The organism is Exiguobacterium sp. BRG2 (assembly GCF_031844245.1).
In the GTDB taxonomy this organism is placed as follows: domain Bacteria; phylum Bacillota; class Bacilli; order Exiguobacteriales; family Exiguobacteriaceae; genus Exiguobacterium_A.
The window spans coordinates 18723-40706 of the sequence record NZ_JAUZUW010000008.1 but is presented as its reverse complement, the minus strand read 5'-3'; the positions used below and the strand labels follow the sequence as shown (position 1 = coordinate 40706).

The following is a 21984-nucleotide window of genomic DNA, read 5'->3' as shown; positions in this document are numbered from 1 at the left end:
AGAGAAGCAGATGGGACAGTCCTTTTTTAGTGTTTTAACCAATCGGTTGCTGCTTCAATCGTCGGCATGACAAGTTGGTGTCCGTAGTTCGACCATGTGACATCGACCGATGCACCAGCCTCCTTCAAGAGTGCTGACAACTCTTCTGTTTCCTGAGCGGGACAGATTGGATCATTACTACCGGCTCCGATGAACACACGAACGTTTGATAAGTCCGGTAACGTCACACCGCGACGTGGTACCATCGGATGCAGTAAGATGGCTTGTTTAAATAGCGCTTCTTCAAACAACATGTTCGCTGCGATGTTGGCCCCGTTCGAATAACCGACCGGAATCAGGCGATCGAGTGCGAAGTCATGTTCCGCTGCTTGTTCCTGTAAAAATTGAATCAATCGTGCTGTCCGTAAAGCGAGATCTTCTTCATCGAAGACGCCTTCTGCGAGCCGTTTGAAGAATCGTGGCATCCCGTTTTCCGAGACTTCCCCGCGGACGGACAAGTAGCCTGCTTCCGAATCGAGCAACGAGACGAGTCCGACGAGATCTTGTTCCGTTCCGCCTGTGCCGTGTAAGAGTAAAAAGATCGGTGCATCCATTGTTTTTGGTGCTTGATATAAATGAATCATATGAGTCTCCCCTTCGGTACTGTAATAGGTGTTACGTGATTCGTGATCGCGGTGCGATGCGCTTCAAATTGTTCCGGTAACTTCAAGTCTTCTCCAAGCATCTCGAAGTCCTCATCGATCGCGAACCCTGGATTGTCAGTTGCGATTTCATGCAATATTCGACCTCGATCATGGAAATAGATCGACGTGAAATAATTGCGATCTTTTACTTCAGTCGTCTGCAAACCGAACGCGTTGATCGCCTTCATCCAGTCGAGTTGTTCCTCTTGATCGGTTGCGCGCCAGGCGATGTGGTGAACGGTTCCCGTACCCGGACGACCAACCGGCATCTGACCATGTACGACATCAATGACATTTCCAAACTCCCCTTCCGCAATGTACCGGTCAACGGTCTCCGTCCGTTTACTGAGGGTGAGCCCTAATGTATCGGTCAGTAATTTGGCTGTGTCTGATGGATCTCGCGACAGTAATGTCGCTCCCGCAAATCCTTTGATGGCGACGTCACGCGTGACACCGTCGATTTCATAGCGACTGCCTCGTCCCGCCTTGCGTTCGACGAGCTCGATTTGAAGACCATGTGGATCTTCGAACGCGATCTGTTGCTCTCCGAAACGAACTGTTTCTTCAAACGAGACGTTCTTTTGCGTCAGCCGTGCTTTCCAGAAATCCGATGCACCGACCGGAATCGCATAAGCTGTCGTTCCGACCTGTCCGGCACCGACCTGTCCTCTCGCCATGCCTTCAAATGGGAAGAACGTGATGATCGTTCCGGGTGCACCAGACTCGTTTCCAAAGTAAAAATGGTACGTCCCTGGATCATCGAAGTTGACCGTTTTTTTGACGAACCGTAGTCCGAGAATCGTCCCGTAAAAATCAAGATTTTCTTGAGGATCGCCGACCATTGCTGAGATGTGATGGATACCTTGCGTTTTCATAAAACAGGTTCCTCCTTCAATCGTTACTGTTAACACAATAATAGTAACTAATGAACAAATAGTAAACTAATTAGACTTGTTTCCATTTCCCCTGGAACCTTTACCCAATTTTGACCGTAGGACACTATGTAACAATGGTACACTTGTCGTACAACAGACATCTTTATAAGGAGGTTCTTATGTTAGAAATCAAACACATCACGAAGCGTTTCGGCGATTTCACTGCCGTTGATGCGTTGACGATCGAAGTGCCACGCGGACAAATCTTTGGTTTGCTTGGTGCGAACGGTGCCGGCAAGACAACGACGTTCCGGATGCTACTCGGTCTACTCCAACCGACCGAAGGTTCGATCACATGGAATGGAGAGCGTATTCCGACTTCAAAGATTGGATATCTTCCGGAAGAACGCGGATTGTATCCGAAAGTCCGAGTCGACGAACAACTCTTATTTCTTGCTGAACTCCGCGATATGAAACGGAAGGATGCAAAACGAGCACTGACCGAATGGCTCGAGTATTTCCAAATTCCTCAATATGAAAAAATGCGTGTCGAACAACTCTCAAAAGGAAACCAACAAAAAATCCAGTTGATCTCCGCCGTCCTACATAAACCTGAACTGCTGATTTTAGATGAACCATTTAGCGGACTCGATCCAGTCAATGCGGAACAATTAAAACGTGCCGTTAAAAAATTGACCGTCGATGGAACGACGATCGTCTTCTCGAGTCACCGAATGGATCATGTCGAAGAACTCTGCGAGCATGTTGCGATTCTCGATCATGGTAAGCCCGTCGTCGCTGGTTATCTTCCTGATATTAAGGCGAGCTATGGGAAGACCCGTGTCCTCTTGACGACGGATGCCCCACCACTCCTATGGGATAGCTTACCGGGTGTCCTTCAAGTTGAGTCGGACAATAATGGGCATGTCGTCCAAGTTTCTTCAAAAGAAACCGCTGACCAACTTCTCCAACATATCGTCAGTGAAGGACATCATGTTGATCGTTTCGTCTGGGATCAATTATCCTTGCAGGATATCTTCATCGAGGAGGTCGGAAAACGTTATGAACCGTAAATTCCTGACTTTATATCGCTTCAATCTATTACAGAAATTACGTGCCAAAAGCTTTTTAATCTCAACTGTTCTGATGGTCCTGTTTCTCGTCGGCTTCGGCAATATCGAACGGATTCTCGACTGGTTCTCGGGTGACGATCCGAAAGTCGCCCTCGTCAGTGAATTATCGACAGACCTTCGCCCTGCCTTGAAAAAGGCTGGTGTCACCTCAGACATCACACCGAAGGAGTATACGGTCGCAGAAGCACGTAAAGCGGTCGATCGAGGCACGTTTGACGTCGTAGCGATTGTCCAAGATTCTTATGACGTGACGCTCGTTAGTGCTAGTCCTGAATCCGAGTTACAGACACAAGTCGCGACGGTCGTCAAACAAGTCCGTGATCAAGCGGTCATCACGGATGCGAAGATTGACCCGAACGTTCTTGCGTCACTCGCTAAACCCGTTCCCGTCAAACAAGAGTTGACGTCGACAGGTGGAAAAAGTGAAGACGAACTCTTTGCTGCCTCGGCGCTTGTCTATGTCTTGTTGTTCTTGATGTACTTCACGATTGCAATTTACGGCGGGATGATCGTCACGGAAATCGCGAACGAAAAGTCATCCCGTGTCATGGAGTTGCTGATTTCAGCAGCGAGTCCAATTCAACATATGCTGGCGAAGATCCTCTCGATCGCTACGGTCAGTCTCGTACAATTGTCGATTCTCGTTGGTGTCGGCTACTACAGTGCTCAAAGTAGTAGTTTATTCGATCAGTTATCACTCGATTCCTTGAGTGCTCGGACGATCATTTATCTGTTCGTCTTCTTCCTGCTCGGATACTTCCTGTACGCGACGCTCCTAGCGGCACTCGGTTCGCTCGTCAGTCGGGTCGAGGATGCGCAGCAAGTGACGTTACCGGTCATCTTGTTAATCGTTGCTGCCTTCATGATTTCGATGTTTAGTCTGAATGCACCGACGAACCAAGCTGTCGTCGTCCTGTCATTCGTGCCGTTCTTCACACCGATGGTCATGTTCCTGCGCGTCATGTTGACCGATGTATCGCTATGGCAAGTGTCAATTTCGCTCATCTTGATGCTGATCAGCATCTCGCTTGCCTTATTCGTCGGAACGAAATTCTATCGGGGTGGTGTTCTGTTCTATGGATCGAATCCACTCAAACAGTTGCGCCGGATCTTAAGCGGTCGCCGGTAACAGTTTACAAGACGAATCGTTTCCGCTATCGTTAGGTGAGAAAAAGCCTTTAGGAGGAACTACGTTATGCGGTCTCGTTTTTGGGCAGCGATCCTTTTCACAGCTGCTGCCATGGTCTCGTCACTTGTCATGTTCACGAAATTCCCGCAAGCGAGTGCGACATGGGAACTCGTCCTTGCCTATGGAGGCATGGCGTTCATCTCTAGCCTCTTTTGCTGGTCCTTCGTCGCGGTGCGCCGCCACTCTTCTCGTTTATACGGAAGCTGGGTCGGTGTCTTCATCGCTGGACTGACTGTCTTACTCGTCTGTATCGCGCGATTCGTCTTGCGTGGTGATGTGATGATGATTTTCAAATGGCAAGCGATGCTCGGTAGCTTAACTCTCAATTTCGGCTATGTCGGTTGGGTACTTGTCATTGCAAATGCGATCATTGGTTTCATCATCGGTCGGATCCGTCAAAAGACGCGTCGTCCACGCCCGATGCCACAACGTTAATAAAAAGTCGCTGTCTTCTGAACGTCAATCAGAAGACAGCGACTTTTTTTATTTACGATGGTAGCGGGAACGACTTTTCCGGTCGCTGTAATCCGCATAATAGGTCGAACTGGATAAAGAAACACCATCCGTCATGCGATCGAGATATTCATCGAGTTGCATCATCGATGGAAGTTTATCCTCAAACAACTCATACGTCTCTTCCGCTTGATCGCGTTGCAACTCTCCTGCTTCCATGACGGCCTCGACGAGCTCATGAAAGATCCGTTGCTCAGTGGCACTCATCGTCTGCTCGATCCGTTTGACATCCTCATCATACATTAAATCAAACAGACGCATTCGCTCCTCGAGCTGTTCCTCAACCCACGTTCCGTCTTGTCCGAGCGTCTGTTCATAAGCAAGCTTCATCTCTTCGAGCGGTGTGTTCTGTTGCATGATGAACTTTAACGATTCTCCCGTCCAGATATGCCGTGCCAAATAACTGGCATCGATGTTCAAGACGTCCGCTAATGCTTCGATGTAGGGTTTAGTTGGATAGACTTCGCTGAGTTCCGTCCGACGGATGAAATACGGTGCGACACCGAGTCGTTCAGCCAACTGTTCGATCGTAATCCCGGCACGCTCTCGTAAGATACGGATCCGGTCACCGTAACCCCGATATGGTGAATGGTCTAGCATACGATTCCCTCCCTTGTTCCTATGGTATCATCATACCCTTGAATCCGGTGTCGGATACATCGAACTTTTGGATGAATTCCGGAACAGATGGCGTGGGTAGCGTAACCAAATCGGTAAGACACTTAAGAAGTATCCGATCGTGACGATACTGATCCAAAATGCGGCTAAGTCGAGGAATGACCCGACCTGTAGTCCGGCTCGGGTCACGACGACTTGGAACAATAAGAAAGCATGAAAAACCGAGATCAGGTACGGAATGAGTAAGACCGCACCATACTTCATGAGCAAGTAACGGCGGATATTCCCGGAACCGAACCCTAACGCAAACAATGTCTTCATTCGTTTTTGTTCTTGTTCCGCTGTCATCTGCATCCACACATGCAGGAAACTTGCATTGATGACGAACAACCAGATCGTCAGGAGGATGACGACGAACGTGACGAGGCGCACGATCCGGATGCCGTCGATCTCATCCTCCGTCTCATTGATCAACTGATAAGGAACCGACTGTTTTTCATCTAGCTTTGCTGCAGACTGGATGTTGCGGACAATCTTCATCCACTGTTCCCAGTCCTTTGTTCCGTAATCATGATAGGCTGGCGTATCAAAGACGACGATTTGACGGACAGGTTGCTTCAGTGTTTGAAAGACGGCATCACTGACGACGAACATCGTCTTGATCCGGTAGTTGTAACCGAAGACTAAATCATGGGAAGCAGCGGGAAGCAATTCAAAGCCAGCTTTTTCCATCTCCTGTTTCGCTTTTTTCATCGTCGGCGTGTTCTCTTCCAGTTGTACTGGACGTGCCGGTACGAAGAAACTCTGTCGACCGGTCGCTGTCCGCTCCTGAAAATGCAGTTGACGCATCATCTTGTTGTACGCTGAAATCGGTAAGAGCACCCGTGTTCCATCTGCCTTCACTTGAATATCTTGTTGGTAGCGATCCGGGAACGCCTTGGTCATCGTCTGCTTGATATCCTTCAATCGTTTCGTCGGCTGAGCGGACTCTTCATAATAGACGAGACCGAATTGGTTTTGTGACGATAAATCGAGTCCGACCAATTGAAATAAGAAAACGAGACCGACTGCTGTCAGCGCACACGATGTCAGAATCGTTCCGAGGGCAATGAGCGTACTATTCGTTCGCAATTGATTGGCGATTTCCGAGACGATCAGCTTCCGCAGCGACAAGCGACATGGTCGATATAACTTGGTCAACCATGGTAAGACATATCGACAAATAAAAAACGATCCGATGAAGATGACAAGTGGGAAAAATATATAAAATCCTTCCGTCCGAACAAATGCTAAGGCATAACCATAGATCAACAGGAGTAACGCTCCGATTTGCGTCAGAATCCAGACTCGTTTTCGAAATAGCGAACGGGAACGAGTCGGTCGATCGGGACGAAAGCGGTAGATCGCAAGGACCGTTGCCGTCAGCAAAACAAGGAAAGCGCCACCGATCAAAGCAAGAATCGCATAAAAGGATAATTCGAATTCGATTGCTGGTAAGAACATGACCTTGACAACGGACAGCAACAGCATCTTCGTCAAGACATTACCTAGAATCATCCCCGCAGTGATGGCTAGACCACCAACGATCAAGACTTCAATTAAGAAATACTTTAAGAAGTGTGACAATCCACTGCCAAGCGTCCGCATCGTCCGCAAATCATTCTTACGGTGCTCAAGCATCGTATAGGTCGTCGAATAGATGAACAGGACACTGAAGAATAGGATGATCAGCTCCGCGATGAAGACGAAGAAAATCGTCATCTCGATGACTTGATTCAATTGACTGAGGATTTTAGCGACGTTTTGGAACGATCCATTCGTCAACAAGTTCCAATAACTCGTCACGATCGTCATCGCGATGATGATCGTCAAGGCATAGCCATAATACAACCGCTGATAACGCCGGATGTTACGTAGGGCGTATTGCAGATAATTGATGCTCATCCCCTCCTAGCAGCGATAGTGATTCGATGACCCGTTGGAAAAAGATACGGCGCGGTTCATCGCGGAACAACTCCGTTTGAATACTACCGTCTTTTAGGAACAAGACATGATTACAATACGACGCGACTTGTGGATCGTGTGTCACGATGACCATCGTCATCCCCGTCGCGTTCAACTCGGCTAGGACATCCATGACGTGTTTCGTTGCTTGGAAATCGAGTGCTCCCGTCGGTTCATCCGCAAGCATCAGACGTGGTGTATGGATCAGGGCGCGACCGATCGCTGTCCGTTGCCGCTGTCCACCACTGACCTCATCGACCTGTTTATCAAGTAGATCATCAATTTGTAGACGACGCGCCAACTCTTCCATCTCATCTCGCGCGAGCTTTGTTTTTTTCCTTGATAGCATTAAGGGGACGAGCATGTTCTCGCCGAGCGTCAAGGAATCGAGTAAATTGAATTCCTGAAAGATGATGCCGAGCGTCTCGCGCCGGAAACGTGTCATCTCTTTTCGTTTGAACGTCGCCGTATCGACGCCGTCAATCAGAATCGATCCCCAACTTGGTTCGTCGAGTGTCGCAAGCAAGTTGATCAGCGTCGATTTGCCACTACCGGACGGTCCCATGACCGCAACCATTTCGCCCTCTTCGACTCGGAAATTCACATCCGTCAACGGTTGCTCCGTCACTTTTCCGGGATAGACCTTCCCTAATTGTTTGACCTCAATCATGTGCGCGACCTCCTACTAATCGAATCCGGCATGTCGTGCCGACACCTTCCTCACTCTCGAGTTCAATCTCATGCCCGAGCTTCAAGCAGACTCTCTGGACGAAATACAATCCCATTCCGGTCGATTCCCCGTAACGTCGTCCGTTTTCACCAGTGAAGAACGCATTAAAGACACGTGGTACGTCTCGTCTTGGGATTCCGACACCGTCGTCTTGAACCGAAAGGACGACTTGCCCCTTTGTCACCTCTGCCGTCAGAACGACTTCTCGACCATGTCCTGTCGTATACTTGATGGCGTTCGTCACGAGCTGTAAGACGAGGAAACGAAACCACTTCGCATCCGTGTAAACATACACGTCTTCAGCGATATCGAGTTTCGGAAAGACCTGATTTTTAACGAATAATCGTTTTTCTTGATTGATGATGCTCGTGACGAGCGGCTTCAGTGCCAATCGTTCTGCCTTCAAATCCGTCTCGATTGCTTCTAAACGCGACGAATAGAGCATCTGGTCGAGTCCACTACGCAACCGATCGACCTCTTGCCGTAAATCAGCTTGATACTGTTCTCCTGGATGTTCGAGAATCAGCTCAATGACGGATAACGGTGTCTTCATCTGGTGAATCCATTGGTCGACATACCGATGGCGTTCCTTTTCCTTTCGTCGCTCAGCGAATAAACTGTTCCGAAACAATGTCTGTTGCCGCTCTAAAAATTGTTCGACGGCAACGGAAATCGGTTCTTCACTATCACTGCGAATCGGTTCTGCGACCGATTGAACTGGCTGTTGCATCCGTCGTAGCAATGGAAGCATGCTGAAGAAACGATAACTGAGATAAATCAAAAGACCGATACTGTTCAAGAGTACGATATAAAAGAATGCTGCTGGGCGATAAAGATCATAGAGCCATAAGACGGCATATAAAATCAGCATTTGTCCGGTAAAGAAGATGATGCCTGGTATCGCGTGCCGTAAAAAGAGCTTCATGGTTCAAGAACCAGTTTATAACCGACGCCTCGCACCGTCTCAAGTCCAGCGACACCGATCTCGGCAAGCCGTTTGCGGACACGCGTGATATTGACGTTCAACGTATTCTCATCGACGAACGCCTCGTCATCCCAAATCCGTTCGAGTAAATCGCCACGACTGACGATTTGTGGACTTGCCGTCAGCAGCATCTCAAGAATCAGTCCCTCTTTTTTTGACAGCTCGATTGACTGTTCCCCGTACTCGACGATATAACGGTCCAAGTACAGCGTGACACCTTCTTTTGTCACCGTCCGCTCATCCGTTTCGTTCGACAGCGTGCCATAGGCTCGGCGAATCTGACTTTTAATCTTCGCGATGACGACCGCTCCTTGGAACGGTTTGACGATGTAATCATCCGCTCCGTATTCGAGCGCCATGACTTGATCCATCTCCCCGACCCGTGCCGAGATGAAGAGGATCGGCGCCCGTGTCTTCATACGCAATTGCCGGCACCAATAAAAACCGTCAAACTTCGGCAAATTGACATCTAATAGAATGACGTCCGGATTCGTCTCTTCATAGACCGCGACGACATCTCCTCGTCCATCTTCAACGACGACTCTAAAATCATAGCGTTCGAGTAGTTCTTTCAATAATGTGGCAATCTTCATATCATCTTCGACTAATAAAATCGTATGCATCGTTCATGTCAACTCCTTCTCCCTTTATCATAACGAACTCAAAAAGGACTGGAAACGATTATTCCGTTTCCAGTTCTGTGTACCCCTATTTAGTTCATCACGTGACGATGCGGCGGTAAGCACGGACCGTGACGATATAGTAGATCAGATAGACGATCGTATAACAAACAATCGCAAGTAATGTCGGACGAACGATGTTGTAGTTCAACAGTTTCTGCAAGACTTGCATCGCAACTAAACTATGAACGAGTCCGAGCACGTACGGTAAGGAGAAGACGAATCCGACAAGGCGCCGGATGATGCCTGTCTGTTCCTTCTCATCCACACCGATCTTCTGGATGATCGCAAACCGTTGTTTCGATTCTTCTGCTTCCGCGAGCATCTTAAAGTAGATGATTGAACCTGTCGCAAGCAAGAAGACGAGACCGAGGAAGCCGGCAGCAAACGCGAGTAAGCCGGTCGTTGCCGTCGTCATCGTATAGACCGGATAGTACGCTGCCATTTCTGTATCCGCTTGTTTTCCATACAGTTGCGTTAATTGCTTTATCAGTCCATCGTCATGACGTTCATCCGAAAACTGATAATTCGTCAGCATAAAACCTTTTTCCGGCATCTTCGCGAACGCATCGTCGTTTACGACGAAGGCAAGCCGCTGTTTCTCATAAAGTTGAGCGATTGGTAAATTCGTCGCAGCGGTGATGCGAAAGGACTCATGGACATCCTTGATTTTGACACCGACCGGCGATTTGACTTTCATCTTCAACAAATCGTTTCCTTTAAATGTTTCAAGGACGATTGCTTCGCCTCGTTTTGGTTCTTTGATGACCGTTTTCCCATTCGCTTTCGCGAGCTTGACGTAGTCCGAATAGTTGACGTAGCTGAATTGTCCCGGCTGGTCTTCATACGCATACGTCGCGTAGTAACGTGTAAACGTCAGAGGATTCGGAAGCTCAGTCATCTTGTGATCGACGTTCTTGACGTTGACCATCGTCCGGCTGTCGATCTTCTGGTCGGACTTTGCAATCAGCTGTTCCGCTTCCGCTTGTTTACTCGCAATCGACAGACTGTACGGGACTTGCTCCTCGACAGTCTGATCGATGAAGTAATAGATCGATGTCGCTGTACCGACCGTCGTCAATGTCACGGCAGTAATGACCGTGATCGTCGACAGCATGACAGCGTTCGATTTGATTCGTGACAGCAATTGTCCGTGCAGAATCAAATTCGTTCCTTTGAAATGTCGCGCTTGATTACTTAAGAGGCGTAATAAGAAGATCGTGAAGTAACTCATCGTTCCAAATGTCCCGAGGATCACACACAGCATCAAGAGTGGTGCGACAATCGTAAAGTGATCCATCAACGGTTGTCCCGTCAAATAGTAACCGATACCAATCAAAACGACCGAAAGCACGGCTAGGATCGGATGGACTTTCGGAAGGGATTCTGCTTGTTGCTCTGCCTTGAACAATTCAATCAATGTAAAACGATAGATCGTCCGGGCTGAACGTAAGGCAATAATCAGGAAGATCAAAAGGAAGACGCCGATCGTCTGCATGACGGAAGCCCCGCTGATCGTAAAGGTCGCATCGACTCGCATCGCCATGACGGAAGCCAGCAACTGTACGAAATATTTCGATGCGACTGTTCCCATCGCAATCCCGAGGATTAGACCGATCACTCCATACCCCATCGTCTCAAGGAAGATCAGTCGGGCAATCTGTCCCCGCTCTAAACCGAGCAATGCGTAGAGACCGATTTCCTGCTTACGGCGGCGTAAGAAGAAGTCACTTGAATACCAGATGAAGATAGCGGAGAAAAGCGCTAGAATCACACTTGCTCCAGTAAAGACCGTTCCTAATTTTCCGTACAATTCATTCGCCTGAAGCATCGCTTCGTTTGATCGAATCGCAAGGAACGTGTAGTAAATGAGAATCGCGAACGTGACCGCACCGAGGTACATCACGTTTTGACGGATGTTTTTTAGATTTTGAAACGCCAGTTTAGACAAACTCACGGACGGCACCTCCGAGTTCGCGTTGGACTTCCATGATCTGCTCGAAAAAATCCTTCTGTGAACCGAAGCGATGGACTTCCTTGAACAGCTCTCCATCCTTGACGAACAGAATTCGTTCTGCATAAGACGCCGTCATCGGGTCGTGTGTCACCATTAAGATCGTCGCGCCTTCATCGTTTAGTGACTGCATCGCTTCAAGCAATCCTGTCGCTGACTTTGAATCAAGCGCACCGGTCGGTTCATCCGCTAAGATGAGTGACGGGTCATGAATGATCGCACGGGCGGCAGCCGTCCGTTGTTTTTGTCCTCCCGATAGTTCGACCGGACGTTTATCGAGTAGGTCCTGGATACCGAGTTGATGCGCCACACGATCGACACGCTCTAAGATCATCTTTTTATCGATGTTCGCGAGTGAGAGCGGTAAGGCAATGTTTTCCCGGACCGTCATTGTATCGAGGAGATTGAAATCCTGGAAGATGAAGCCAAGTTGTTCCCGGCGAAAGCGAGCCAATTGTTTTTCCTTCATCACCGTCACGTCTGCTCCATTGATTAAAATCGATCCGTCCGTCGGCTGATCGATTGTCGACAGCAGATTAAGCAACGTCGATTTCCCGGCACCGGACGGTCCCATGATACTGACGAATTCCCCTTCATGGACACTGAGCGTCGTCGGACGTAGTGCTTCGTGGCGTGCCGTTTTCGTTTGATAGGTTTTTGTGATCTGTTCTGCTCGTAAGATTGCTTTCATCTGTAATGCCTCCTGTGTTTGATTCGTTACACTCAGTCTAGTCCTTCCATGCTTTTCTCAAAATGGACTTTACTTTCACTTCTCTTACAAAACGGTAAGACAAGGGAGGAGACATCAAAAAAGCCCCCATCCGTAAGGGATGGAGGCGTGTCGTATCTTATTTATGTGTTGCTTTGAAGAGCTCTGTGTCGCCTGCGACAACAGAAGTTCCTTCAGCTGGTACAGCTGAAAGCGTGAATTGATCGTGATTTGTCACGATGATCGGTGTGATCGTCGATGGTGCGTTTGCACGGATGTACTCGAGATCGAACTCGACGAGGACGTCTCCTGCTTTGACTTTGTCACCTGACTGGACGTGAGCCGTGAAGCCTTCGCCTTTAAGGTTAACCGTATCAAGACCAACGTGGATCAAGAGTTCAAGACCATCTTCACCTTTTAGACCGATTGCGTGTTTTGTTGGGAAAATCGTTTCAACCGTTGCGTTGATCGGTGAGACGACTTTACCTTCTGTTGGCTCGATCGCGACACCGTCGCCCATCATTTTTTGAGAGAAAACTTGATCGGGTACGTTCTCGATGTTGACGATTTTACCTGTAAGTGCAGAAGCGATTTTCGTGTTTCCTGCGTCGTTACCACCAAACAATTTTTTTAAGAATCCCATGATACTATCCCTCTACTTTCTCGATCGTTTTTCTTCCGAATGGAAGTTTCGATTTTTTATAGGAGTAAGCTGTTAGACAGCTCGCTCACGTTCTCACAAAAAGCATACGTTTGTCCCTCTGGTTTTGCAAGTATTTTTGTGTGATAATAGTTAGAAATCAAAAGGAGGCGCTTACATGTTACCATTTTCAGAAATTACATACGTCCGTCCTGATCTTGCTTTGCTTGAAACATCGATGAATCAAGCAATCGCTCGACTAACGGAAGCCACACAAGTAGATGAAGCAAACGCAGCCATCACTGAGATTAATACCCTCAGAAATCAATTTGAAACGGCAAGCCAGCTCGTCGAAATCCGTCATACGATTGATACACGCGATACGTTCTATGAGACGGAACAAGGGTTCTTTGATGAAGCAAGCGCGATCTATCAGGGATATGTCTCAAGCTATTATCAAGCGTTGACGACGCATCCGCTTCGCAATGAACTCGAACGGACGCAAGGCAAACAGTTATTCCTGATTGCGGAAGCGAGCCTGAAGACGTTTTCGGAAGAAATCATTCCAAAGCTCCAAGAAGAGAACCGTCTCTCAAGCGAATATACGAAACTGATGTCTTCTGCTCAAATCGAGTTTGACGGGAAGACGCTTAACTTATCGCAGTTCGGTCCTTACCTCCAATCACCAGACCGGGCTGTTCGTAAAGCCGCTTCAGAAGCCCGCTATGGCTACTTAAAAGAGCAAGGGGAAACGATCGATACAATTTACGATAAACTCGTCCATATCCGGACAGACATCGCGAAGACACTCGGTTTCCCATCGTTCGTCGAACTCGGATACGCACGGATGCTTCGCGTCGATTACAATCAATCGATGGTCGAACAATATCGCGAACAGATCCTTGAAACGATCGTTCCGCTCGCGACACAACTTAAAGAACGCCAGCAACGACGCATCGGTGTCGATCACTTGTACTACTACGATGAAGGATTCGCCTTCAAGTCTGGGAACGCGACACCTAAAGGCGAAGAGTCCTTCATCATCGAAGGCGGCAAAAAGATGTATGCGGAGATGTCACCGGAGACGAACGAATTCTTCAACTACATGCTCGACCGGGAAGCACTCGATTTAACGGCGAAGCCTGGAAAAGCGGGCGGTGGGTATTGTACCTACATCGCAGACGAAAAACTCCCGTTCATCTTCTCGAACTTCAATGGAACGGCAGGCGACATCGATGTCCTGACACACGAAGTCGGACATGCGTTCCAAGTCTATGAGAGCCGTCACCTGACTGCTCCAGAGAGTGCCTTCCCGACGTATGAAGCGTGCGAGATTCATTCGATGTCGATGGAGTTCTTTGCTTATCCATGGATGGAAGAATTCTTCGGTGAAGAGACGGCGAAATACAAATTCAATCACCTCGCAGGAAGCGTCACGTTCCTTCCATACGGCGTTGCGATTGATGAGTTCCAGCACGTCATCTACAACCAACCGGAATTGACACCAGCTGAGCGTCGCGAAGCATGGCGGACGATCGAGAAGAAATATTTGCCGCATCGTGATTATGAAGCGAATGATTATCTCGATTCAGGTGCCTGGTGGCATCAGCAAGGGCACGTCTTCGGAAGTCCCTTCTACTACATCGATTACACGCTCGCTCAAGTCTGTGCCTTCCAGTTCTATGCTTGGATGGAACAGGACCGGGAAGCAGCTTGGACATCATATCTCGATCTCTGTCGTGCCGGTGGATCAGAAAGCTTCCTCACGCTCGTCGAGCGCGCTGGATTAAAGTCTCCGTTTGCACCAGGTACGGTCGAAGCAGCGGTCGCACCGGTCAAAGCGTATCTCGAACAAGCAGACGACCTCGTACTCGATCGCGTTTAATAATTATTTTCATCAATCTAAAGTTCACGCTTACAACGAACGTTTCTGTCATCCCCGCTTTCCACAGGCGGGTGATAAGATCCGGCACCTCGCATTTCATGCGGTCTGTCGGATCTTATCTAGCCCTGACGAAAGCGAAAATCGTGCTTTCTTTTCCTGTAGGAGTCGAGGGTGAACATTCACGTTCTCTATTTATCGAATGAAAAAAGGTGAGTTTCCAGACTGGAAACTCACCTTTTTTCATTTTAAGACACATACACATTAAAATCATGAATCATAATAGACTAATTTCATTCAGATAGAAGCTTTTGATGGTACTTCACGTACCAGACTCGAAACTCGTCGGCTGGAATCGGTCTTGAATAATAGAATCCTTGCGCATACTCACAGTCAAGCACTCGCAAATGATCAGCTTGTTCAAGTTCTTCGATCCCTTCAGCGACGACGTCATACTTCAGCGTATGTGCGAGCTTGATGATCGTCTCGATGAGCGGTGCGTTCGAGCATGCATCCGGACCACTGATGAACGAACGGTCAATTTTCAGTCGCTGAATCGGCAAGCGACTCAAGTACGACAAGGAAGAATACCCCGTACCAAAGTCATCAATCGCAAGACGATACCCCATCTGATGCAACTTCTGTAACGCATCAAACACGCGTGTATCTGAAAAGACACCGAATGATTCCGTAATTTCAAGTTCCATCCGTTGTTCGATTCCCGGATGAACCTCTCGGACATCAGTCAGATAATCGACGATCCGACCGGAGACGAGTTCTTTGACGGATAAGTTCGCTGAGACGCGTAGTACTCCGAGTTCCGTATCCTTCCACTCTTCGACTTGTCGGACCGTTTCGGCAACGACCCACATCCCGATCTCTTCAATCAACATGGATCGTTCGGCAATCGGAATGAAGATCGCCGGACTGATCATCCCTCGTTCAGGGTGGAACCAGCGCAGAAGCGCTTCACAACCATCGACCTGACCTGTCGCGAGATTGATTTGTGGTTGATAGAACAATTGTAGCTCGTTCTTTTCGATCGCGTCCCGCAGTTCTCCTTCGAGGACGACGGATTCGAGATACTCGGCACTCATCCAGGATTCGAACCAGACCGGTCCGCCTTCTGTCTGTTGCTTCGCATGCTGCATCGCGATATCAACCGAAGATAACAAGGACGTGACGGCTACTGCATCATCGGGGTACCGCACCATACTCATACTGATGCTGACATTGACATACTCTCCGTCGATCTCATAAACGTGTTCGATGACTTGCTTCAATTTCTCGTAATCCACGATATCCTGTTGTGCAACCAACACGGCGAATTCGTCTCCCCCGATTCGTGCGGCTTGTCCCGTTCCGATGAAATGATGTTTGAGTCGATTGGCGAGATCTTTCAAAATCTGATCGCCTGCACCATGTCCGTAAATATCGTTGATTCGCCGGAATTGTCGAACGCTGATGGTGAGGAGTTCTCCCGGCTGAGGTGCTTTCAACGCATCTGTCATCATTTGTTCGAAGCCATTTCGGTTCAACAGTCCCGTCAACATGTCAAAGAGTGCGAGTTGTGTGATCCGTTCTTCGCGCCGGAACTGATCCGTTTCATCATGACAGGATAAGTAAAGTGCAACGCCTGTATCGTCTTCTTTGTTTGCGACATGGACGATGTTGACGAACATGTTTAAGATTTCTTCATCGAACAACATCTTGCAACGAATCGTTTGACTATGGCCTTCCAATGATTGCTTCAACGCTCGCCGCATCCGATTCAAATCAGCCGGATGGATCAGTTCTTCGATCGTCCATCCCGCCGTCGCTTTCGTCAATTGTCGAAAGCGTTCGTTTCCGTTCACAATCGTATAGTCAGATGACATCGCAAGAATCGGATCTGTATTTTGTGAAAAGAGCGACTCGATTTCTGCTTTTTTCTGCTTGATCTCTTTTGTTTTCGCATCATTATGATCGAGCAACCCGGTGATGATGGCCGTCATCGTCCGAAACGCTTGGACGACAGGTTGAAAATCATTTCGCTCCGGTACGTCATAACCGGATTGCCGGCGGTCTTCCGCAAAGGTATTCGCTTCTCCCTTCAGTAAGGAGAGATCTTGGCGAAAGGCGCGTAATAACGATAAGGTCAAAATCAACAGTCCAAGAATTAAGACACTGGTTACACTAAAGAGAAGCCAGGCATTGCGAATGATATGATGGCCTCGATCCTGCATTTCTTGTGCGACTTGGTTGAGTTCTTGATCGTACAAACGATACATACTCGATTCATATTCTTCCGCTTGTCCTGCCAAAGCAGCGTACGTCTCGACTTCTGGAGCACGCAATAGATCATCAAGCGTTTGTGTATAGGCAGCCATCTGTTCCCGCATTGTTGCGACATCTTGACGTCCCGTATCGTCCTGAAGAGGAATCACATCATACAATGATTTGATGAGTGATGCCTGGCGTATCGGTAAATCAATCCGCATCTGCTGAATCCGTAATCGATCAATCGAGCTCGGTTCTTCCTTTTGACGGGCATCTTTTAAGATTTCAGCTGATTTCCCAAGTTGTTCCTCCATCAGAATCAAATTGGAGAAGACATTATAATAAGACCCTGTCTCTTTGCTCAGTACGAGTTGATTGAAGATGATTTCACTCTTGAAATTCGTCATCGTCGTGAAGAAACGATGGTTCGATTCATATCCTTGTCGTTGAAGCTTCTTGACTTCCGCCAAGACTTCTTCCCGTGCCGACCCGGTCGCTTTCATGTTCGGTAGACGATCCGTTAGTTGTTCCAATGCACGATCGGACTGTTTGGACGCTTGTAGAACATCCGTGTCCTCATTCAATGATGAAAAATAATAGCGTGTCACTTCTTGTTCAGCATGATTAAATGGTATCACTTCAGCAATCGTTTTTCCTGATGCTTTGAAGCGATAACCTTCTTCGAGTGTTTTCATCAAATGTTGACATGCGACGATCAATGCTAATAACCCGATGATCGCAATCATCCATGAGAACGTTTTATAGTAGGAGCGTCTTCGAAAAGCTTCTACGATGAAGACTGGTGATAAACGTCGCAACACATCGTCCTCCCTAAATTGTCATTATGTTTCTATATCGTCGTCTCATACCGTTTCCTGAAGTCGTTTTGGGTCAATAAAAAGCACGTCTTCCCACATCTCTGCGAAAATAAGTGCTTTTTTTACTAGTTTTATTCTTTTTTAATAACTGACGTTCTCACGCGCTACTTTTTTAGCAAAATAATCGATGATGTCACGTCGTCGGATAATCCCGATGAAATGTTTTCCGTCATCGATGACGGGTACGAAATTTTGATCCGTGATGACTTCAATCATCTCTTCCATTTGCGCTGTGATCGAGACCGGTTTATAACGGACGCGTTGTTTGATATCGGTTAAACGTGTCTGCAAGACATGGTCATAATCGGCATGCTCGAGATTTGCTTCGAGCGCCCACAAGACATCGCCTTCTGTCAGCGTTCCTGCGTATTTCCCTTTATTATCAACGAGTGGGACTGACGTAAAACGATGATGTTTCATCTTTTCTAGTGCTTGTCTGACCGTTGACTCAGGATCTAAATATTTCACCTCATCTTTAGGTAATAAGAAAAAAGCAATATTCATTTCTGTTCCTCCCTAGCCACTCTGTGACACTCTTTTCATTTTATCATGAACCCTGCTCCGATTCATTTCTCAAATGATGAAAATCTCTACATAATCCTTCATATTTGGTCATACTCTTCCGATATTCCAAGTAGACAGAATTTAAAGACTATTTAGTTAGGAGAATACATATGCGCCTCCCGATCACGCGTCGCCTGTTCATCGGGCTTATTTTATTGCCCGCTCTCACTCTCGGTGCCTCAACCTGGTTTTCTTATGATCAGACGAGCCAAACCGTCGATCAGCTTGTAGACTCGACGTCACAGACCGCTTTGAAGCAACTCGAACAATCCTTTACACGAATCATTGATGATACGAAGAAGGATACGACCTTACTCGCAGGTCTTCCGTTCAACCGAGCGGACGGCGCTTTACCGAACTACACGGATCAAACGAAACAACCCGATCCGGCTACTCCTCCGACGCAAAAAGCGAGCGATATCTATAGCGTCCTAGAAAAGTACGGTTCATCGAAAATCGAAAACTCCTTCATTCAGTATGCGGATACCGCTGGTGGTTATCTCAACTGGCCAAAACAAGCGGCAGCACCTGGGTACGATCCACGCAAGGAAGACTGGTACAAACAAGCACTCGATAACTCTAGCATCGTCATCATGAGTGAACCGCATTATGATGCGGCAACGAAACTATCCATCATCGGCTTCTCAAAAGCAACACTAGATGCACAGGCGAATATCAAAGGTGTCTTATCCATCTATAAAAGTATCGATCGCCTAGCAGAAGACATGAAGCGGATTGAAATCGGACAAAAAGGATTCGTCTTCAGCTATACCCAAAATGGGAAGATTGTCACCCATCCGAATAAAAATTATTTCTTCAAAAACGTAACGCAGATGAAAGAAGACGGAAAACCTTATTTCTCTGCTCCTAAAGCAATGATGGAACAAGAGTCGGGTTCGACCATCATGGACGTCGCCGGTACAAAATCCGTCGTCATCTGGCAGACCTCGTCAAAAACAGGCTTTAAGTTAGCTGTCGTTCTTGACTATGCTTCCTTGTATGCAACGAAAGAAGAAATGCTCAGTCAATCGTTGATCAACTTCGTCGTCGCGATCGCCTTAGCCACGTTGATTGCTTGGTTGATTGGTCGATCAATCAATCGTCCTTTATCAACACTCCGTCAAGAAGCACTTGCCATCGCCTCTGGTGATTTACGGACGCCAAAGCGTCCGACACGTTTCATCCAAGACGAGTTGACGGATCTCACCGAAAACTTTGACGCGATGCGGGCTCGACTACGTCAAACAATTCTCGCTTTGACGACTTCAGCGACGACCGTCCGGGATGCATCTGCCGAACTCTCCACGAATGCAACGCACGTCCAAACAGCTTCTCTGCAAATCGGACGAACGATGGAAGAGATCGCGGCGGCTGGTGAAACACAGACGAAACAAGCAGAGCGCTCGTCCCATGCCGTTCATGGCGTCAAGGAACGGTCGACGGCCATGCAACACGTCGCGTCAACGACATTATCGGAAGTCTCGACCGTCGCTTCCGCAGCCGTTCGCGGAAGTGATGTAACGAAACAGACGATCGCCGATTTACTTGATCATTCCGTCTCACTCGAACAGGAAATCCAAAATACGTCCGACTTCCTCGGTAAACGATCGGATGAGATTGCCAAAGTCCTTGGCACACTACAAGCAATCTCGAGTCAGACGAACTTGCTCGCCTTGAATGCCGCCATTGAAGCAGCACGCGTTGGCGAACAAGGACGCGGATTCGCTGTCGTTGCGAGTGAAGTCCGAAAGCTTGCGGAAGAGAGTGACGCTTCTGCGAAGCAAATCAAACAACTCCTCGATCATATCCAAGACGAGACACAGACCGCGATGGGTGCGATGAACCATGTCATGGATGATTTGAAACGATCGCTTGATTCCGTCAAGACGACCGGTGACGATTTCGAGCAAATCGCGGGTTCCGTCCAACATGTCTCACGCCGGACAGAAGAACTGACCGGTGACATCCATGCGTTGACGCAAGCGACGGAAGAAGTCTCAGACGCCATGGGGACGATTCTCGCTTTGACGGAAGAGAATGCCGCAGGTCTTGAGACGAGTAGTGCGAGCATTCAAGAAACGAACGCAACACTCGAATCCGTGACGTCTGCCGCTACGCATCTTGCAAAGATTGCTGGTAATCTCCATCAACTGACGCTTGATTTCCAACTCGACGATACGGAAGCATTGGTTCACGACTCCGTTGAAGAGGTCATACATTCGGAAGAATCCGTATTGTATGAGGAAGCAGCTGTCGCATCACTTGACGAGGAACAACATAATCCGGATTTAAAGGTTCCTTCGTCTTCATCCGAATGATTTTCAGCGAAGTCTTTTTTCGAAAGGCTTCGTTTTTCATTGTTTCGTTCTCGACTATCCACGAAAGAGGACATACACTAGAAGCAATCCACTATATTTCGAAAGGAGTCGTGTCATGAATCGCTTGTCGACGTCTGACTTGACGCAAATCGCAGAGCACCTCTACGGGATGACTGGTTTTTTCGTCACGTACCGAGATCATCACGGTACTCCGCTGGCGTTACGTCCAGAAGCTCCATCTCATCCGGGAACCTTACTGATTGAGAACGAATGGCCAGTATTAAAAAAGACTCCTCTACTCTATACCCTGAAAGATGGTACAGCTTACCTCTTTTTAGATGTTCCGGAACAAGGAATGTACCGAATCGGTCCGGTTTTACTACAATCGGCTCTTTTTCGGGCACACATCCAAGATGAAGCCTACCATCAGTTCTATAAAGCCTTACCACGTACGACGGAGAATCGACTGATTGACTGTGCTCACTTGATGTATCGCTTGTTACACGGGGAAGCTCTACCGAAGCGCGAGATCGAACAACAGTCTGATATTCAGGAAGCCGAAATCCCTCTCGTCGCAGACGCCCCTTCCCATACAGGCGTCACGGCATATCGAAAAGCCTGGCAACGGGAACAACAAATCATTGATTGGATCGCGACCGGTCAAAGCGAGCGACTCGCTACGACGTATTCCTTACCGGCCTATGGTGAGTTCGGAACACTCGCCCGTCATCAGCCGTTACGCGCAGAAAAAAACTTGTTGCTCGGGACCGTCCTCTTAAGCGCGCGTGCTGCAATTCGTGGAGGACTGGAACCGGATGAGGCATTCTCGCTCAGCGACCGGATGATTGAGACAATCGAAGCGGCGACGAGTATCGCTGAATTGCGGAATCGCCATGTCCGGATCACCGTCTCGTTCGCTGAAGCCGTCAAGGAACTTCAAGCCTTACGTCATTCGCCACACGTGTTGGCAGCCATTCGTTATATTCAACAACATCTCTATGAGCCGTTGTCCGTCTCGTCGATCAGCCAAGCCATTCATGTCTCATCCAACTATTTGTCCGTCCTGTTCAAAGATGAGACCGGTCTACCGCTTGCTCGTTATGTCATCCGGGAACGGATCCGGGAAGCGAAGCGTCTCTTGCGTTCTTCGGACGATTCCTTGCTGACGATCTCAAATAAGTTACACTTCTCGAGTCAAAGTCATTTCAGTCAAGCCTTCAAGCAGACGACTGGTGAGACCCCGACACATTATCGACAACGAAGTGAATTTTAAGAGAATCGTGCCTTTTTTTCGTTTTGTGATATCCTAT

The 21984-nt window shown here is 48.1% G+C and carries 18 protein-coding genes; 6 read left to right on the top strand and 12 right to left on the bottom strand.

Features of this window, described 5'->3' with window-relative positions:
• Window positions 1-26: 26 nt before the first annotated feature.
• Complete coding sequence (locus tag Q9R23_RS11150) at window positions 27-623, bottom strand: alpha/beta hydrolase (protein WP_311247046.1); 597 nt, start codon at window positions 621-623, stop codon at window positions 27-29.
• The gene (locus Q9R23_RS11145) at window positions 620-1558 is read right to left on the bottom strand and encodes a VOC family protein (protein ID WP_214852412.1); all 939 of its coding nucleotides are present in this window, start codon (window positions 1556-1558) and stop codon (window positions 620-622) included. The genes Q9R23_RS11150 and Q9R23_RS11145 overlap by 4 nt, the downstream gene beginning before the upstream one ends.
• Window positions 1559-1737: 179 nt before the next feature.
• Here Q9R23_RS11145 and Q9R23_RS11140 point away from each other — a divergent pair, with 179 nt between their 5' ends.
• The 3 genes from Q9R23_RS11140 (at window position 1738) to Q9R23_RS11130 (ending at window position 4315) form a co-directional block, all read left to right on the top strand.
• Window positions 1738-2631, top strand: a complete 894-nt coding sequence (locus tag Q9R23_RS11140; RefSeq protein WP_035410178.1) for an ABC transporter ATP-binding protein — start codon at window positions 1738-1740, stop codon at window positions 2629-2631.
• Entirely contained in the window at window positions 2621-3820 is a 1200-nt protein-coding gene (locus Q9R23_RS11135) for an ABC transporter permease (protein ID WP_290756807.1), read from the top strand. The genes Q9R23_RS11140 and Q9R23_RS11135 overlap by 11 nt, the downstream gene beginning before the upstream one ends.
• Before the next feature lie 66 nt (window positions 3821-3886).
• Window positions 3887-4315: a hypothetical protein gene (locus Q9R23_RS11130; RefSeq protein ID WP_149427807.1), complete on the top strand. Its 429-nt coding sequence runs from the start codon at window positions 3887-3889 to the stop codon at window positions 4313-4315.
• 48 nt (window positions 4316-4363) lie between these two features.
• On the opposite strand, the gene Q9R23_RS11125 is transcribed toward Q9R23_RS11130, so the two are convergent.
• The 8 genes from Q9R23_RS11125 to Q9R23_RS11090 all read right to left on the bottom strand — a co-directional run bounded on the left by Q9R23_RS11125 (window position 4364) and on the right by Q9R23_RS11090 (window position 12776).
• Complete coding sequence (locus tag Q9R23_RS11125; RefSeq protein WP_029342558.1) at window positions 4364-4993, bottom strand: helix-turn-helix domain-containing protein; 630 nt, start codon at window positions 4991-4993, stop codon at window positions 4364-4366.
• A gap of 30 nt (window positions 4994-5023) precedes the next feature.
• Complete coding sequence (locus Q9R23_RS11120; RefSeq protein ID WP_290784433.1) at window positions 5024-6955, bottom strand: ABC transporter permease; 1932 nt, start codon at window positions 6953-6955, stop codon at window positions 5024-5026.
• The gene (locus tag Q9R23_RS11115; RefSeq protein ID WP_311247045.1) at window positions 6921-7685 is read right to left on the bottom strand and encodes an ABC transporter ATP-binding protein; all 765 of its coding nucleotides are present in this window, start codon (window positions 7683-7685) and stop codon (window positions 6921-6923) included. The genes Q9R23_RS11120 and Q9R23_RS11115 overlap by 35 nt, the downstream gene beginning before the upstream one ends.
• A complete protein-coding gene (locus Q9R23_RS11110; protein ID WP_290756800.1) occupies window positions 7678-8670 on the bottom strand; it encodes a sensor histidine kinase in 993 nt (330 codons plus the stop codon). Before Q9R23_RS11110 ends, Q9R23_RS11115 begins: the two co-directional genes overlap by 8 nt.
• Complete coding sequence (locus Q9R23_RS11105) at window positions 8667-9353, bottom strand: response regulator transcription factor (protein ID WP_311247044.1); 687 nt, start codon at window positions 9351-9353, stop codon at window positions 8667-8669. Before Q9R23_RS11105 ends, Q9R23_RS11110 begins: the two co-directional genes overlap by 4 nt.
• A gap of 97 nt (window positions 9354-9450) precedes the next feature.
• The gene (locus Q9R23_RS11100) at window positions 9451-11367 is read right to left on the bottom strand and encodes an ABC transporter permease (RefSeq protein ID WP_311247043.1); all 1917 of its coding nucleotides are present in this window, start codon (window positions 11365-11367) and stop codon (window positions 9451-9453) included.
• A complete protein-coding gene (locus Q9R23_RS11095; protein WP_311247042.1) occupies window positions 11354-12115 on the bottom strand; it encodes an ABC transporter ATP-binding protein in 762 nt (253 codons plus the stop codon). The genes Q9R23_RS11100 and Q9R23_RS11095 overlap by 14 nt, the downstream gene beginning before the upstream one ends.
• A 157-nt stretch (window positions 12116-12272) precedes the next feature.
• Window positions 12273-12776, bottom strand: coding sequence for a PTS sugar transporter subunit IIA (locus tag Q9R23_RS11090; protein ID WP_035410206.1), 504 nt, complete (start codon window positions 12774-12776; stop codon window positions 12273-12275).
• A 175-nt stretch (window positions 12777-12951) separates the two neighbouring features.
• Here Q9R23_RS11090 and Q9R23_RS11085 point away from each other — a divergent pair, with 175 nt between their 5' ends.
• Complete coding sequence (locus Q9R23_RS11085) at window positions 12952-14658, top strand: M3 family oligoendopeptidase (RefSeq protein WP_290756793.1); 1707 nt, start codon at window positions 12952-12954, stop codon at window positions 14656-14658.
• A 290-nt stretch (window positions 14659-14948) separates the two neighbouring features.
• On the opposite strand, the gene Q9R23_RS11080 is transcribed toward Q9R23_RS11085, so the two are convergent.
• A complete protein-coding gene (locus Q9R23_RS11080) occupies window positions 14949-17735 on the bottom strand; it encodes a putative bifunctional diguanylate cyclase/phosphodiesterase (RefSeq protein WP_311247041.1) in 2787 nt (928 codons plus the stop codon).
• A gap of 138 nt (window positions 17736-17873) precedes the next feature.
• Window positions 17874-18296: a CBS domain-containing protein gene (locus tag Q9R23_RS11075; RefSeq protein WP_023469329.1), complete on the bottom strand. Its 423-nt coding sequence runs from the start codon at window positions 18294-18296 to the stop codon at window positions 17874-17876.
• 170 nt (window positions 18297-18466) lie between these two features.
• On the opposite strand from Q9R23_RS11075, the gene Q9R23_RS11070 reads away from it, so the two are divergent.
• Window positions 18467-20674 carry a methyl-accepting chemotaxis protein gene (locus Q9R23_RS11070; RefSeq protein WP_311247040.1) on the top strand — a complete coding sequence of 736 codons (2208 nt, stop codon included), beginning with the start codon at window positions 18467-18469 and terminating at the stop codon, window positions 20672-20674.
• A 115-nt stretch (window positions 20675-20789) separates the two neighbouring features.
• Complete coding sequence (locus Q9R23_RS11065; RefSeq protein WP_311247039.1) at window positions 20790-21947, top strand: helix-turn-helix domain-containing protein; 1158 nt, start codon at window positions 20790-20792, stop codon at window positions 21945-21947.
• Window positions 21948-21984 lie beyond the last annotated feature (37 nt).

Bases quoted from the DNA above. Each gene is read 5' to 3' on its own strand.
- Q9R23_RS11150 (WP_311247046.1), bottom strand. From the start codon at position 623: ATGATTCATTTATATCAAGCACCAAAAACAATGGATGCACCGATCTTT.
- Q9R23_RS11145 (WP_214852412.1), bottom strand. From the start codon at position 1,558: ATGAAAACGCAAGGTATCCATCACATCTCAGCAATGGTCGGCGATCCT.
- Q9R23_RS11140 (WP_035410178.1), top strand. From the start codon at position 1,738: ATGTTAGAAATCAAACACATCACGAAGCGTTTCGGCGATTTCACTGCC.
- Q9R23_RS11135 (WP_290756807.1), top strand. From the start codon at position 2,621: ATGAACCGTAAATTCCTGACTTTATATCGCTTCAATCTATTACAGAAA.
- Q9R23_RS11130 (WP_149427807.1), top strand. From the start codon at position 3,887: ATGCGGTCTCGTTTTTGGGCAGCGATCCTTTTCACAGCTGCTGCCATG.
- Q9R23_RS11125 (WP_029342558.1), bottom strand. From the start codon at position 4,993: ATGCTAGACCATTCACCATATCGGGGTTACGGTGACCGGATCCGTATC.
- Q9R23_RS11120 (WP_290784433.1), bottom strand. From the start codon at position 6,955: ATGAGCATCAATTATCTGCAATACGCCCTACGTAACATCCGGCGTTAT.
- Q9R23_RS11115 (WP_311247045.1), bottom strand. From the start codon at position 7,685: ATGATTGAGGTCAAACAATTAGGGAAGGTCTATCCCGGAAAAGTGACG.
- Q9R23_RS11110 (WP_290756800.1), bottom strand. From the start codon at position 8,670: ATGAAGCTCTTTTTACGGCACGCGATACCAGGCATCATCTTCTTTACC.
- Q9R23_RS11105 (WP_311247044.1), bottom strand. From the start codon at position 9,353: ATGCATACGATTTTATTAGTCGAAGATGATATGAAGATTGCCACATTA.
- Q9R23_RS11095 (WP_311247042.1), bottom strand. From the start codon at position 12,115: ATGAAAGCAATCTTACGAGCAGAACAGATCACAAAAACCTATCAAACG.
- Q9R23_RS11090 (WP_035410206.1), bottom strand. From the start codon at position 12,776: ATGGGATTCTTAAAAAAATTGTTTGGTGGTAACGACGCAGGAAACACG.
- Q9R23_RS11085 (WP_290756793.1), top strand. From the start codon at position 12,952: ATGTTACCATTTTCAGAAATTACATACGTCCGTCCTGATCTTGCTTTG.
- Q9R23_RS11075 (WP_023469329.1), bottom strand. From the start codon at position 18,296: ATGAATATTGCTTTTTTCTTATTACCTAAAGATGAGGTGAAATATTTA.
- Q9R23_RS11070 (WP_311247040.1), top strand. From the start codon at position 18,467: ATGCGCCTCCCGATCACGCGTCGCCTGTTCATCGGGCTTATTTTATTG.
- Q9R23_RS11065 (WP_311247039.1), top strand. From the start codon at position 20,790: ATGAATCGCTTGTCGACGTCTGACTTGACGCAAATCGCAGAGCACCTC.